Source organism: Sphingopyxis sp. DBS4, assembly GCF_024628865.1.
In the GTDB taxonomy this organism is placed as follows: domain Bacteria; phylum Pseudomonadota; class Alphaproteobacteria; order Sphingomonadales; family Sphingomonadaceae; genus Sphingopyxis.
Genome location: NZ_CP102384.1, coordinates 1,518,519 through 1,531,947 on the forward strand (window position 1 = coordinate 1,518,519; position 13,429 = coordinate 1,531,947).

Sequence of the window (13,429 nt, forward strand, 5' to 3'; positions counted from 1 at the left end):
GAGACAAGCGGCGGTCGCCACGTTAGAACGAGGCATCATTCCATTTGAGGCGATGCCCGGACGAAAGTCGGTGTCTCGCCTTTGGGGAATGGCGCGGCGTCGAGATCCCGGCCTTCGCCGGGATGACGAGGAAAAAGGATATGCGCCCATGGTTTCCCGCGCCGAGGTGAATCACACTTTCACGGACGCCGAACTCGACGAACTGAAAGCCTTCGGCGCAGTCGAATCGCATCGCGCGGGCGACCCTATCGTCGAGGAGGGTGCGATGGCCCCCGATTGCATCATCACCTTATCGGGGCATACCGATATTTTCGCGTCGACCGACGAAGGGCGGAAACGCGTCGGCTGGATGGAGCGCGGGCAGTTTGCGGGCGACCTGTCGGTGCTGACGGGGCAGCGGCATTTGTCGCGGGTCGAGATGGGTCAGGATGGCGAGATATTGCGTATCGCGCACGCCGATTTCCAGCGCCTGATCGCCGGAAATTCGCACTATTCGGACATTTTCGTGCGTGTGCTGTCGGCGCGGCGCGAGTTCAGCAACCACCGCGGCTTCGCGGCGGTCATTGTGATCGGCGCGGCGATGGACCGCGGCGTCTATGCTGTGCGCGACCTGCTCGCCAAGCATGGGGTCGCGCACCGCTGGTTCGATCCGGCGGATGGGCCGGTGGCGGCACATCTGTTGGCCGAGCGCGGCCTGGCCGAAGAACAATTGCCCGCGGTCATTCTCGGCGCTGCCGATGTGCTGATTCAGCCAACGCCCGAACAGCTCGCCCAGGCGCTGGGCCTCGATCTGCTTCCCGATGGCGCAACCGCCGACGTCATCGTGGTCGGCAGCGGCCCCGGCGGGCTTGCCGCGGGAGTTTATGCGGGGTCGGAAGGGCTGACGGTGATCGCGATCGATTCGCTCGCACCGGGCGGACAAGCCGGCACGTCTTCGAAGATCGAGAATTATCTGGGCTTCCCGACCGGTATATCGGGCAACGAACTGGCGCGCCGCGCCACGGTGCAGGCACAGAAATTTGGGGCCCGCATCGTCGCGCCGGTGCGTGCGGGCGCGCTCGACCGCGACGGCGACGCCTATTGCCTCAGCCTCGCCGACGGACGGCGGCTGCGCTCGCGCGCGGTCGTGATCGCATCGGGCGCGCAATATCAGCGGCTGCCGATCGAAGGGATCGAGGTCTATGAGGGACGCGGCATCTTCTATGGCGCGACGCCGATGGAAGCGCAGCTTTGCAGCGATGCCGAAGTGACCGTGGTCGGCGCCGGCAATTCGGCGGGGCAAGGCGCGATCTATCTTGCGAGTGTGGCGAAGAAAGTCCGGGTCGTGTTCCGCCGCGCGAGCCTGCGCGACACCATGTCCGAATATCTGGTCAAGCGGCTGGAAGAACATCCGAATATCGAGATCATCGCGTCGACCGATGTCGTCGCCCTGCACGGTGAGGAGCGGCTGGGTGGCTTGACCTATCGCTGCCGCGAGACGGGCGCCGAGAGGAAGTGCGACTGCGGTTTTCTGTTCCTGTTCATCGGCGCGAGCCCGAATACGCGCTGGCTGCCGAAGGAAATGGTGTGCGACGAGCGCGGTTTCGTGAAGACGGGGGCCGACATCGCGCCGCTCGAACTCGTCAGGGCGGGCTGGTCGCTCGACCGTATGCCGAGCCGCTACGAGACGAGCTGGCCGCGCATCTACGCCGTCGGCGATGTGCGCAAGGGATCGGTAAAGCGCGTCGCTTCGTCGGTGGGCGAGGGGTCGGTTGTGGTCAGCGACATCCACCAGGCATTGGCGGAAATCGGGGTCAACTCAGGCGCGTCCTGAAATCCTCATAGCCGAACTCACGGACCAGCTTCAGTTCGTCAGTCTCGCTGTCCCACAGCCAGATCGACGGCAGCGGCACGCCGTTGAAGCTGTTCGTCTTGACCATCGAATAATGCGCCTGATCGAGGAAAGCGAAGCGCTGGCCGATGCGGGCGCCGCCGGGCAGGCGGTAATCGCCGATCACGTCGCCCGCGAGGCACGAGGGGCCGCCGAGGCGCGTCGCCATGCCCTCGCTGCCTTCGTTCAGCATGGCGGGGCGATAGGGCGCCTCGATCACGTCGGGCATATGGCAGGTCGCCGAAATGTCGGTGATGCCGATCGGCATCCCGTTGTCGAACAGGTCGAGGATTTCGCCGACAAGGATGCCCGCGTCGAGCGCGACCGCCTCGCCGGGCTCGATCATCACGTCGCAATCGGTCGCGGCGCGCACCTGCTTGAGGAAGGCGATCAGGTCATCGACCTGATAATCGGCGCGGGTGACGTGGTGGCCGCCGCCGAAGTTGATCCACCGGAGTTGGCCGAAGAAGGGGCGCAGCATCGGTTGCACCGCGTTCCATGTGCGCTGGAGCGGCGGAAAATCCTGTTCGCAGAGGCTGTGCATATGCACGCCGTCGACGCCCTCCATATGCTCGGGGAGCAATTGGGTAACCGGGAAGCCGAGGCGGCTGCACGGCGCTGCAGGGTCGTATTTTGGGGTCTCGCCTTCGCTGTGCATCGGGTTGATGCGCAGGCCGATGTCCAAGCGTTCACCTTTTGCTCGCAGCTCGTCGAGCAGCGGGCGGAAGCGCGCGATCTGGCCTGGGGAGTTGAAGATCAGATGATCGGACAGCGCCGCGATTTCGGGCAGATCGGCTTCCTTGTAGCCCGCGCAATAGGTCGCGACTTCCCCGCCATATTCCTGTCGGCCAAGCTTCGCCTCGAACAGGCCCGAGGCGCAAACGCCGTCGAGATAGTCCGCCACGACCGGTCCCAGCGACCACATCGAAAAGGCCTTGAGCGCCGCGAGCACGCGCGCGCCTGACGCGTCGCCGATCTGGCGCAGCACCGCCAGATTGGCGCGCACTTTGGCCGCATCGACGACGAAGGCGGGCGAGGGGACGCGGGTCAGGTCGAAACGGGCAAAAGCTCCGGGATCGCCGGCACGGGTTTCCATGTCGTTATTGTTCCTGTCAGGCCGCGATCGGCCCCTTGAAGATGAAGAACGCCCCCGCCGCTATCAATGCGAAGCCGACGAGATGATTCGCGGTCAGCTTCTCCCCGAGCCAGAAGACCGCGAACCCGGCGAATATGATCAGGGTGATCACCTCTTGCAAGGTCTTGAGTTCGGCGGTGGTATAAACGCCGTGGCCGATGCGGTTCGCCGGGACGGCGAGGCAATATTCGAAGAAGGCGATGCCCCACGCCATCACGATGGCGAGCCAGGTCGGGCGTGAAAGATCCCCGAGATGGCCGTACCAGGCGAAGGTCATGAAGATGTTCGAGAGACAGAGCAGGGCGATGGGGGCGAGATAGGCGGTCATATGGCCTCCCTCTCCCCTTCAGGGGAGAGGGCCGGGGAGAGGGGGTGTCTCGCGCCGGCCCGAGCGAAATGAAAAGGCTTGGAGAGTCCCCCTCTCCCAACCCTCTCCCCTGAAGGGGAGAGGGCTTTGACGTCAGAAGTCCAGCGGACCGTCCAGTTCCTTCACCTGCCACGGCAGACCATGCTTGTTCAGCATGTCCATGAAGGGATCGGGGTCCATCTGCTCCATGTTGAACACGCCCTTGCCGCTCCACGTGCCCGTCACCATCATCGCGGCGCCGATCATCGCGGGGACGCCGGTGGTATAGCTGACCGCCTGGTTGCCGGTTTCGGCATAGGCGTCCTCATGGTCGCAGATATTGTAGAGGTAGAGCGTCTTTTCGGTTCCGTCCTTGCCGAGGCCGGTCGCGATGACGCCGATGTTGGTCTTGCCCTTGGTCGTCTCGCCGAGGCTCGAGGGTTCGGGGAGCACGGCCTTCAGGAACTGGAGCGGGATGATCTCCTTGCCTTCATAGATCACCGGGTCGATCCGCGTCATGCCGACATTCTGCAGCACGGTCAGATGCTGGATATAGGCGTCGCCGAAGGTCATCCAGAAGCGGATGCGCCGGATCTCGGGCAGGTGGGTCTTCAGGCTTTCGATTTCCTCATGATACATGAGGTACATATTCTTCGGACCCACGGCCTCGAAGTCGAAGCTCTGCTTCACCGACATCGGCGGGGTTTCGACCCAATCGCCATTTTCCCAGTGGCGCGCGACCGCGGTCACTTCGCGGATGTTGATCTCGGGATTGAAATTGGTCGCGAAATGCTGGCCGTGATCGCCGCCGTTGCAATCGAGGATGTCGAGCGTGTCGATGCGGTCGAAATGATGCTTGCGGAGCCATGTCGTGAAGACGCTCGTCACGCCGGGGTCGAAGCCCGAGCCTAGCAGCGCCATCAGCCCGGCTTCCTTGAAGCGGTCCTGATAGGCCCATTGCCAGTGATATTCGAACTTCGCCTCGTCGCGCGGCTCGTAGTTCGCGGTGTCGAGATAATGCGCGCCGGTCGACAGGCACGCCTCCATGATCGTCAGATCCTGATAGGGCAGCGCAAGGTTGACGACGTGCGTCGCACCGATCTCGCGGATCAGCGCGGCGGTCGCGTCGATATGGTCGGCGTCGACCTCGGCGGTCTTGATCGTGACGCCGGTGCGCTCCTTGACCGACGCGGCGATCGCATCGCACTTGAACTTGCGGCGGCTCGCGAGGGTGATGTCGGGGAAGATGTCGGCGTTCATCGCCATCTTGTGCACCGCGACCGAACCGACGCCGCCTGCGCCGATCACCAGAACCTTGCTCATCGTGAAAAATCTCCTGTCGCGAACCTGCGCCGCTTGTGATCTATGAGCGGCCCTATAGGACGAAGCCATGACAGAACAAAGCCCCGAAGCCCTGCTCGACCCGGCGCGCGCGCCGACCCTCGCGGGTGTCGAACGCGCGGCGGCGAAAGTCGCTGCCATCCTCCCGCAAACGCCACTGCTGCCGCTTGAGGTCGACGGGCGGACGATCTGGTGCAAGGCCGAATGCCTGCAGCCGGTCGGCGCCTTCAAGATTCGCGGCGCCTGGCACCGGCTGACCGACCTGACGCCCGAACAGGCTGTGGCCGGCGTCGTCGGCGTGTCGAGCGGCAATCACGCGCAGGGGGTCGCCTGGGCGGCGAAGCGGCTCGGCATCAAGGCGACGATCGTGATGCCCAGCAACGCACCGGCGATGAAGCTCGCCGCGACGCGCGCGCTCGGTGCCGAGGTGGTGCTCTACGACCGCGTCACCGAATCGCGCGACGCGGTCGCCGCGCGGCTGATCGAGGAACGCGGCGGGACGCTGGTTCACGCCTATGGCGATCCCTGGATCATCGAGGGGCAGGGGACAGCCGGGATCGAGGCTCGCGCGCAGATGGTCTCGCGCGGGCCGGGCGAACCCGATCAGGTGGTTGCCTGCTGCGGCGGCGGGGGTTTGTCGGCGGGGCTGGCGCTTGCCTGTCCCGACGCCGCGATCGTCGCGGTCGAGCCCGAGGGCTGGGACGATGTGACGCGCAGTCTGGCGGCGGGGCAAATCCTGTCGGTCGAGGATATGGCCTGGCCGACCGAATGCGACGCGCTGCAGACGCCCGAAACCTGGCCGATCAATTTCGCGGTGCTGCGCGCACGCGGCGTGCGCGGGATCGTCGTGACGCAGGGCGAGGTGCGCAGCGCGATGCGGCTGGCCTTCGAGCGGTTGCACCTCGTCGTCGAACCCGGCGGAGCGGCGGCGCTGGCAGCGGTCCTCGCAGGGAAGGTAGAGCCCACCGATGCGACGCTGGTCACGCTGTCGGGGGGCAATGTCGATCCGCAGAAGTTTGCCGAGATCATCGCGGGATAGGAAACTTATCGAGGGTGGGGCGTGTTTGACGGGGATAAGGAGACGCGAGATGCACAAGAGCATGATCCTGGCAGGCGCCGCGGCGCTGGTGCTGCTGACCGGGTGCGAAAAAGCCGAAGCACCGGCCCCGGCGCAGACGAGCACGACTGAAGTTCCTGTCGAAACGGTTCCCGATGAAACCGCACCCGGCGATTCGGCGACCGCGCCGCATCGCTTTGCGGATTGGGCCGGAAAATGGACCGGGGTCGAGGGGATGTATGTGACTATCACGCCCGCCGAGCCCGGAAAATACAAGCTGGAGATGCAGTCGGACCTCGACACCAAGGGCAGCTATGACGGCGAAGACAGCGAGCACGGCATCAAGTTCAAGCGCGGCAGCGAAGACCTGTCGCTCCACCGCGGCAGCGGCGACGAGACGGGCCTCAAATATCTGGCGGGCAAGAAGGACTGCCTGATCGTCAAGCCCGGCGAGGGTTATTGCCGGGATTAACCGACCCTTCGTCATTCCCGCGAAAGCGGGAACCCAGCAGCAACGCCGGAACTGGGTTCCCGCTTTCGCGGGAATGACGAAGGGTGGGAATGACGAGGGTAGGGGTATGAGCGACATCATAAAAGCGGAAGACGCCCATCAATCGGCGCTGATAGAGACGTTGGCGCAGGCGTTCCAGACCGACCCCGCGCTATCGTGGATATTGCTCGATCCCGATCATCGCGCGCGTGCTTTGCGGAGCCTGTTCCGGGTGCTGGTGCCGAGCGACCGGCGCGCCGGCGTCGCATTGCGCTCGCAGAACGACGAAGCCGCGTCATTGTGGCGGGCGCCGGGGCAGGCGCACAGCGGCACGCTCGAATTTCTGCGCACCGTCGTGCCGCTGGTCGCGACCTTCGGCACCGCCTTGCCGCGCGGGCTGAAGGTGCAGGGCGGGATCGACGCGCACCGGCCGAAAGGGCGTTTCTGGTATCTCCATTATGTCGGGGTGCGGCCCGAGCATCAGGGCAAGGGGCATGGCGGGCGGATCATCCGAGCGCAGACCTCGGTCGCGGATGGTGAAGGCCTGCCCTGCTGGCTGGAGACCGCGACGCCCGCGAATGTGCCGCTCTACGAACGGCTGGGGTTTCAGACGCAGGTCGAATGGGACGTGCCCGGCGGCGGGCCGCACTTCTGGGGGATGATGCGCCCGGCGTCCTTATAACACTTCTGTGTCCCCGCGAAGGCGGAGACCCATCTCCGGCAGGTTCGATATGGCACCGGCGGAAGATGGACCCCCGCCTTCGCGGGGGAACATATTTTTGCTTAAAGCGGCATCCCCAGCCCTAATCGCCGAACCCCACGAAGCGCACCGCCTCCTCGACGCGCTTGCGGTTCGACACCACCGCATTCGCCGGGAACGTCTCATCGGGCCAACCCATCGCGACGCAGATCATGATGACCTGATCGTCGGGAATGCGGGCCTGTTCGCGCACGACCGGGCTTTGCATGATGCCCTGGCTGTTGATCACGCAGCCGAGCCCGCGCGACCATGCGGCGTTGACGAGCGCGTTGGTCACCGCGCCGCAGTCGAACGGCGCGATGTCGCCGCCGAGGAGGACGCGGTCATAGGTGACGACGATGCTGACCGGCGCGTCGAACTGGCGGAAACCGCGCAGCACCCAGTCCTGCCGCGCGTCCTTGTCGTCGCGTGCGATGCCCATCGCGCCGAACAATTGCTTCGCGATCTCGATCTGCCGCGCGCGATGGTCGTCGGCGATGCCGTCGAAGCGGCGGAACTCGCGGCTGTCGGGCTTGCCCGCCAATATGCCTTCGGTGTTGCCCTTGCGGATCGCCTCCAGCGGCGCGCCGGTGACGACCGAGAAATTCCAGCACTGGTTGTTGAAGGAGGAGGGCGCGCGCATCGCGACCCCGATCACCTCGGCGATCAGTTCCTTCGGAACGGGCTTGTCGAGGAAGCCGCGGATCGAGCGGCGCCCCAGAACGACCTCGTCGTAACGCGGTGCTTCGCTCACGCCGCTTTCTGAAGCTCCAGCTCGAGCCGGTCCCAGATCTCGACGAGCGCCTCGGTAAGTTCGCGCATCATCGCCTCGTCGTGCGTCGGGCCGGGGGTGAAGCGCAGGCGTTCGGTGCCGCGCGGCACCGTCGGGAAGTTGATCGGCTGGACGTAGACGCCGTATTCGGCGAGCAAGATGTCGCTGATCTTCTTCGCGCGCACCGGGTCGCCCACCATCAGCGGAACGATGTGCGTCACCGAATCCATCACCGGCAGGCCGGCGTCGCGGAAGCTCTGCTTGAGATAGGCGGCGGCGGCCTGCTGCGCGTCGCGCTCGACGCTCGACTGCTTGAGGTGGCGCACGCTGGCGAGCACGCCCGCGACGAGCACCGGCGACAGACTGGTTGTGAAGATGAAGCCGGGCGCATAGCTGCGGATCACGTCGATGATATTCTTGTCGGCGGCGATATAGCCGCCCATCACGCCGAACGCCTTGCCGAGCGTGCCTTCGATGATGTCGACGCGGTGCGCCGCCTCGTCGCGGTCGGTGATGCCGCCGCCGCGTGGGCCGTACATGCCGACGGCGTGAACCTCGTCGCAATAGGTCAGCGCGTTATATTTCTCGGCAAGGTCGCAGATCGCGTGGATCGGCGCGATGTCGCCGTCCATCGAATAGACGCTCTCGAAGGCGATCACCTTGGCCGCCTGCGGGTCGTCGGCGGCGAGCAGTTCTTCCAGATGGTCGAGGTCGTTGTGCCGCCAGACGCGCTTTTCGCAGCCCGAATTGCGGATGCCCGCGATCATCGAGGCGTGGTTGAGTTCGTCCGAATAGATGATGCAGCCGGGCAGCAGCTTGCCGAGCGTGCCGAGCGTCGCTTCGTTCGAGATATAGCCCGAGGTGAAAAGCAGCGCGCCTTCCTTGCCGTGCAGGTCGGCGAGTTCGGCCTCGAGGTCGATGTGATAATGGGTGTTGCCCGCGATATTGCGCGTGCCGCCGGCGCCCGCGCCGACGTCGTGCAGCGCCTCTTCCATCGCGGCGACGACCTTGGGGTGCTGCCCCATCGACAGATAGTCGTTCGAGCACCAGACGGTGATCGGCTTCGGCCCGTTGTGCCCCGCGAAGCAGCGCGCGTTCGGAAAGGCGCCCTTGTTGCGCAGGATGTCGATGAAGACGCGATAGCGTCCCTCTTCGTGCAGCCGGTCGATCGCGCGCGCGAAAATATCGTTATAGTTCACGTCTCAGCCCCGCATGTTGGCTTTTGGCGCCGCTCCCTCCGGCGACGCAGTGGGGGACGCAATACCGCCGAAAAACCGCGAAAGCCAGTGCGAACGATTCGCAGCAGATAGGTCAAATTGTCTCAATGCGGCCGATGCCATAGGGGGCGAGCGCGGCGATCGGCGGCGGCGGGTTGGTGTCGCTGCGCGTAAAGACCGCGACGCCGGGCGCGGCTTCGGCGGGCCATGGCTGGCCTTGGGTGAGGTGCGCGATACGCCGCGCGATGCCCGCGGAGCCGTCGATCAGCCGGACGTCCGGCCCCGCCGCGGCCTGCAATTCGGCCGCCAGCAATGGGAAATGGGTGCAAGCGAGGACGATCACGTCCATGGCGTCGCCACCGGGCTGGCGGCGCAGTCCTGCGATGGCGCGTTCGGCGGCGGCCGCATTGACCTCGCGCCCGTTCAGCTTGTTTTCGGCCGCGGCGACGAGCGCGGGGCTGCCGTGGCGGAGTACGATCTTGTCGCTCGCGAATTTCGCACTGAGGTCGTCGACATAGGGCTGGCGCACCGTCGCCTCGGTGCCGAGGACGCCGATCACGCCGCTTTGTGTCATTTCGGCGGCAGGCTTGATCGCGGGGACGGTGCCGACGATCGGCAGGTCGAGCGCGGCGCGGACGTGCGCGAGGGCGATCGTCGAGGCGGTATTGCAGGCGATCACCGCGAGCCGCGGCTGATAGCGCTCGACGAGCCGCCCGAGCAGCGCGGGAACGCGCGCCGCGAGTTCTGCGTCGCTTTTTTCGCCATAGGGCAGGCCGGCATAGTCGGCGGCATAGACGATCGGCGCGGTCGGCAGCAGTGCGCGCGTCGGGCCGAGGACGGTGAGGCCGCCGAGGCCGCTATCGAAAAAGAGGATGGGGGCGTTGGCGGAGGGGGCGGTCATTCGCGCCGGTTAGCAGGTGGCGCGTCGGGGCTCAATCCGTGCTCGTCGCCGAGGCGACGAGGGGGCATTCGTCCATTCTGGCGATCATCCGTCTCGAATCCGTTGATTGCATCGCCCAACATCGCCACATTGTGCCCGAACGGAGCAGGGGGTTTCATGACGATAGTTTTGCTGGCGCTCGGGGGCTATCTGCTCGGGTCGATCCCGTTCGGCGTCATCCTGACGCGACTGTTCGGCGCGGGCGACCTCCGGCAGATCGGGTCGGGCAATATCGGCGCGACCAACGTGCTGCGCACCGGGCGCAAGGGGCTGGCCGCGGCGACGCTGATCCTCGACGGCGCGAAGGGCGCGGTCGCGGTGCTGCTCGCGCGGCATTTCGTGCCCGGGCTCGGCGCCGACGCCGCGATGATCGCGGGTGCGGCGGCGATGATCGGGCATTGCTATCCGGTCTGGCTGACATTCCGCGGCGGCAAGGGGGTCGCGACCCTGCTCGGCCTGTCGCTGGCGCTCGCCTGGCCGATCGGAGTGATCTTCGCGCTCGTCTGGCTGGGCACGGCGCTGCTCAGCCGCATCTCGTCGCTCGGCGGGATGGCGGGGGCGGTCGCGGCGCCGATCGCTGCGCTCGCGCTGGGGCAGCGGACCTATGCGGTCGGGCTTGCCGCGCTCGCGGTCGTGGTGCTGTGGCGGCACCGCGAGAATATCGCGCGGTTGCGGGCGGGCACCGAACCGCGGATCGGTGGAAAGAAAGACGCGTGACCCACGCCGAGCGGATCGCGCGCCTGCGCCTGATCCGCACGCCGAATATCGGACCGGTGAGCTGGCGCCAGCTCATGCAGCGTTTCGGTTCGGGCGAAGCGGCGCTCGACGCGCTACCCGATCTGGCGCTGCGCGGCGGCCGCGCGAAGCTGCGGATTGCATCGGCCGAAGCAGCGGCACGCGAATGCGCGCGCGTCGCAGACCTCGGGGCGCGACATCTCTTCATCGACGATGCCGATTATTCGCCATTGCTGCGCGCGGTCGAGGGCGCGCCGCCGGTGCTGATCGTGCGCGGCGACGCCGCGATGCTCGCGCGCCCATGCGTTGCGATCGTCGGCGCGCGCAACGCCTCGGCGGTCGCCTGCCGTTTCGCGCGGCAACTCGCTGCCGACCTTGCAGGCCGCGGCGTTACCGTAGTCAGCGGGCTGGCGCGCGGAGTCGATACGGCGGCGCATGTCGGCGCACTCGGCGGCGCGACGGCGGGGGTGATCGCGAGCGGGATCGACATCGCCTTTCCGCCCGAGAATGCGGCCTTGCAGGAAAAGATCGCCAGTGACCATCTGCTGATCGCCGAACAGCCGCCGGGCACCGAGCCGCTCGCGCGGCACTTCCCCACACGCAACCGCATCATCGCCGGGCTCGCGCACGGCACGGTGGTGATCGAGGCGGCGCCGAAATCGGGGTCGCTGATCACTGCGCGCCGCGCGGCCGATTTTGGGCGCGAAGTGATGGCGGTGCCAGGCTCGCCGCTCGACCCGCGCGCGCAGGGCTGCAACCTGCTGATCCGCGAAGGCGCGACATTGATCCAGACTGTCGACGACGTGCTGGAGGCGGTCGGCCCGATCGACACGCGGATGGCGCGTGAGCCGCGTCGCGATTTCGTTCCGGCGGTCGCGGCCGAACCCATGGGCGACGGCGATCGCGACGCGGTGGCGGGTCTGCTCGGCCCGACGCCGGTGGCGGTCGACGAACTCGTCCGGCAGTCGGGCCGCCCCGCCGCCGCGGTGCAGCTCGTCCTGCTCGAACTCGAGCTCGCGGGGCGGATCGAGCGGCACGCGGGCGCGCGAATTTCGCTGCTGTGATCGCCCGCACTGCCCGTCAAGTCCCGGTAATATAACGACTCGTCCTGGTTCAGCCACCGTTCAGCGGTGCGCCGACAGGTTGATGATATTGTATCTCATGCCGGGGAGATAGACGATGCGAAGCCGATATTTGACGGGTGTGACGATGATCGCGATGCTGGCCGCGGCGCCCGCGCCGCTGCCGGTGGCGATCGCGCAGGCGCGAGTCGCCGATGGCCAACAGAGCTTCTGCCGCAACGCCGCCCCACTGCCTCGCCTCGGCCCGGAAGCGGCGCCGCGCCAGCAGCAGGACGACAGGCGCTATGTGACGCGAAGCGCCGAACCGGACCGCGCCGAGGTGGAGATTGATGCGCCGCCTCCGCCACCCCCTCCGCCGCCTCCTGCGCCACCTCCACCACCCGTGATGGCGGCGCCTGCGGATGCGGCGTCCGAAATCGCGGTCAGCGGATCGGCGGTCGGCGCGAGCGAGCGCTCGGTCGTGCGCCCCGGCCCCTATCCGCCGCCGATGCCGGGGCCCTATCCGCGCCCGCAGCCGCAATCGGGCATCCTCACCGCGGGCGAGCATGACGATCTGCTCAATCCCGAACTCTATGCCGCCTATGTGAACCGCAGCGGCGATCTGGGGCAGGAGGTGCGCGACCTGCCGCGCGTCGACACGATGCGCGTCGTCACCGTCAAGGTGAACGACCGCAGCGGCCAGCCGATCCCCTTTGCCGATGTCGTCGTGACGTGCAGCGATGGCAACAGCATCACCATGGCGACGCAGGCCGACGGTAGCGCGGTCTTCTTTCCGGGCCTCGACCGGTTGAGCGAACGGATCACCGTGTCGGCGAAGCAGGCGGGGCGCACCATCGCCGATGCGCGGCCCGTGCTCGTCGCCGAGGCGCCGGGCGGCCAGACGGTCGGGCTGACCGCGAACCAGACGGCGGTGAAAGCGACGAAGCTCGACCTGATGCTCGTGATCGACACCACGGGCAGCATGGGTGACGAGATCCGATACCTCCAGTCCGAACTGCGCTCGATCATTTCATCGATCACCGCCAAGCACCGCGATCTCGACATTCGCGTCGGCTTCGTCTTCTACCGCGACCTCGGCGACGATTATGTCACGCGCACCGTCGCTTTCGACCGCGACATCGGACGCGCGCAGGGCGTGCTCGCGCAGCAGGACGCGAACGGCGGCGGCGACTATCCGGAGGCGATGGATCAGGCGATGATCCGCGCGGTCGGGCAGGACTGGCGCCCCGACGCGGTGAAATCGCTGCTGCTCGTCGCCGACGCGCCGCCGCACGACGAACTGTTCGGGCAGACATGGGCGGCGGCCGAAGCGGCGCGCGCGAAACGCATCCACATCACCCCGGTCGCCGCGTCGGGCGTCGCCGACAAGGCCGAATATGCGATGCGAGCGATGGCGGCGGCGACCCAGTCGCGCTACCTGTTCCTGACCGACGACAGCGGCGTCGGCAATCCGCACGCGCCGCCGGCGATCGACTGCTACCTCGTCACCCGCCTCGACGCGCTTGTCCGCCGGGTGATCGACAGCCAGATCAGCGGTCGCCGCATCGAGCCGAACGATAATGAGATCATCCGCAGCGTCGGCAAATATGACGCGGGCAAATGCATCCTGCCCGCTGATTTCCGGTGGCAGAACCGGTAGGGAATTGACTCGCCCCCGCATCTGACCGATGCGGGGGCCGTGGGTTGCTTCGATTAACCTCTCGCT

At 66.6% G+C, this 13,429-nt stretch carries 13 protein-coding genes; 7 read left to right on the forward strand and 6 right to left on the reverse strand.

Annotation, left to right across the window (positions count from 1 at the left end; translation table 11 throughout):
- Window positions 1-148 precede the first annotated feature (148 nt).
- On the forward strand, window positions 149-1,813 hold the full coding sequence (locus NP825_RS07050) for an FAD-dependent oxidoreductase (RefSeq protein ID WP_257549822.1): 1,665 nt from the start codon (window positions 149-151) through the stop codon (window positions 1,811-1,813).
- On the opposite strand, the gene NP825_RS07055 is transcribed toward NP825_RS07050, so the two are convergent.
- From NP825_RS07055 to NP825_RS07065, 3 genes are all read right to left on the reverse strand, one after another.
- A complete protein-coding gene (locus NP825_RS07055) occupies window positions 1,794-2,966 on the reverse strand; it encodes a carboxynorspermidine decarboxylase (protein ID WP_257549825.1) in 1,173 nt (390 codons plus the stop codon). The two genes, NP825_RS07050 and NP825_RS07055, sit on opposite strands and share 20 nt — an antisense overlap.
- Window positions 2,967-2,982: 16 nt before the next feature.
- The gene (locus NP825_RS07060; protein ID WP_257549827.1) at window positions 2,983-3,333 is read right to left on the reverse strand and encodes a DMT family protein; all 351 of its coding nucleotides are present in this window, start codon (window positions 3,331-3,333) and stop codon (window positions 2,983-2,985) included.
- 132 nt (window positions 3,334-3,465) lie between these two features.
- Window positions 3,466-4,674: a saccharopine dehydrogenase family protein gene (locus tag NP825_RS07065; protein WP_257549829.1), complete on the reverse strand. Its 1,209-nt coding sequence runs from the start codon at window positions 4,672-4,674 to the stop codon at window positions 3,466-3,468.
- 67 nt (window positions 4,675-4,741) lie between these two features.
- Here NP825_RS07065 and NP825_RS07070 point away from each other — a divergent pair, with 67 nt between their 5' ends.
- The 3 genes from NP825_RS07070 (at window position 4,742) to NP825_RS07080 (ending at window position 6,921) form a co-directional block, all read left to right on the forward strand.
- Window positions 4,742-5,731, forward strand: coding sequence for a threonine/serine dehydratase (locus tag NP825_RS07070; RefSeq protein WP_257549831.1), 990 nt, complete (start codon window positions 4,742-4,744; stop codon window positions 5,729-5,731).
- A 49-nt stretch (window positions 5,732-5,780) separates the two neighbouring features.
- Window positions 5,781-6,221, forward strand: a complete 441-nt coding sequence (locus tag NP825_RS07075; RefSeq protein ID WP_257549833.1) for a hypothetical protein — start codon at window positions 5,781-5,783, stop codon at window positions 6,219-6,221.
- Between the two features lie 106 nt (window positions 6,222-6,327).
- Window positions 6,328-6,921, forward strand: a complete 594-nt coding sequence (locus tag NP825_RS07080) for a GNAT family N-acetyltransferase (protein ID WP_257549835.1) — start codon at window positions 6,328-6,330, stop codon at window positions 6,919-6,921.
- Window positions 6,922-7,042: 121 nt separating this feature from the next.
- On the opposite strand, the gene NP825_RS07085 is transcribed toward NP825_RS07080, so the two are convergent.
- The 3 genes from NP825_RS07085 to murI form a co-directional block, all read right to left on the reverse strand.
- Window positions 7,043-7,732, reverse strand: a complete 690-nt coding sequence (locus tag NP825_RS07085) for a nitroreductase (RefSeq protein ID WP_257549837.1) — start codon at window positions 7,730-7,732, stop codon at window positions 7,043-7,045.
- Window positions 7,729-8,949 (reverse strand): 5-aminolevulinate synthase, encoded by a 1,221-nt coding sequence (gene hemA, locus NP825_RS07090; RefSeq protein WP_257549839.1) that lies wholly within the window; start codon window positions 8,947-8,949, stop codon window positions 7,729-7,731. Before hemA ends, NP825_RS07085 begins: the two co-directional genes overlap by 4 nt.
- 112 nt (window positions 8,950-9,061) lie before the next feature.
- On the reverse strand, window positions 9,062-9,868 hold the full coding sequence (gene murI, locus NP825_RS07095) for a glutamate racemase (RefSeq protein ID WP_257549841.1): 807 nt from the start codon (window positions 9,866-9,868) through the stop codon (window positions 9,062-9,064).
- Window positions 9,869-10,024: 156 nt separating this feature from the next.
- Between murI and plsY the strand changes: the two genes are divergently transcribed.
- The 3 genes from plsY to NP825_RS07110 all read left to right on the forward strand — a co-directional run bounded on the left by plsY (window position 10,025) and on the right by NP825_RS07110 (window position 13,363).
- The gene (gene plsY / locus NP825_RS07100) at window positions 10,025-10,624 is read left to right on the forward strand and encodes a glycerol-3-phosphate 1-O-acyltransferase PlsY (protein ID WP_257549843.1); all 600 of its coding nucleotides are present in this window, start codon (window positions 10,025-10,027) and stop codon (window positions 10,622-10,624) included.
- Window positions 10,621-11,706 carry a DNA-processing protein DprA gene (gene dprA / locus NP825_RS07105; RefSeq protein ID WP_257549845.1) on the forward strand — a complete coding sequence of 362 codons (1,086 nt, stop codon included), beginning with the start codon at window positions 10,621-10,623 and terminating at the stop codon, window positions 11,704-11,706. The genes plsY and dprA overlap by 4 nt, the downstream gene beginning before the upstream one ends.
- A gap of 115 nt (window positions 11,707-11,821) precedes the next feature.
- Window positions 11,822-13,363 (forward strand): vWA domain-containing protein, encoded by a 1,542-nt coding sequence (locus tag NP825_RS07110; RefSeq protein ID WP_257549847.1) that lies wholly within the window; start codon window positions 11,822-11,824, stop codon window positions 13,361-13,363.
- Window positions 13,364-13,429 lie beyond the last annotated feature (66 nt).

Excerpts from the sequence above, each read along its gene's own strand:
- murI (WP_257549841.1), bottom strand. The coding sequence starts at position 9,868 with ATGACCGCCCCCTCCGCCAACGCCCCCATCCTCTTTTTCGATAGCGGC.
- plsY (WP_257549843.1), top strand. The coding sequence starts at position 10,025 with ATGACGATAGTTTTGCTGGCGCTCGGGGGCTATCTGCTCGGGTCGATC.
- NP825_RS07055 (WP_257549825.1), bottom strand. The coding sequence starts at position 2,966 with ATGGAAACCCGTGCCGGCGATCCCGGAGCTTTTGCCCGTTTCGACCTG.
- NP825_RS07070 (WP_257549831.1), top strand. The coding sequence starts at position 4,742 with ATGACAGAACAAAGCCCCGAAGCCCTGCTCGACCCGGCGCGCGCGCCG.
- NP825_RS07050 (WP_257549822.1), top strand. The coding sequence starts at position 149 with ATGGTTTCCCGCGCCGAGGTGAATCACACTTTCACGGACGCCGAACTC.
- NP825_RS07075 (WP_257549833.1), top strand. The coding sequence starts at position 5,781 with ATGCACAAGAGCATGATCCTGGCAGGCGCCGCGGCGCTGGTGCTGCTG.
- NP825_RS07060 (WP_257549827.1), bottom strand. The coding sequence starts at position 3,333 with ATGACCGCCTATCTCGCCCCCATCGCCCTGCTCTGTCTCTCGAACATC.
- NP825_RS07080 (WP_257549835.1), top strand. The coding sequence starts at position 6,328 with ATGAGCGACATCATAAAAGCGGAAGACGCCCATCAATCGGCGCTGATA.
- NP825_RS07065 (WP_257549829.1), bottom strand. The coding sequence starts at position 4,674 with ATGAGCAAGGTTCTGGTGATCGGCGCAGGCGGCGTCGGTTCGGTCGCG.
- NP825_RS07110 (WP_257549847.1), top strand. The coding sequence starts at position 11,822 with ATGCGAAGCCGATATTTGACGGGTGTGACGATGATCGCGATGCTGGCC.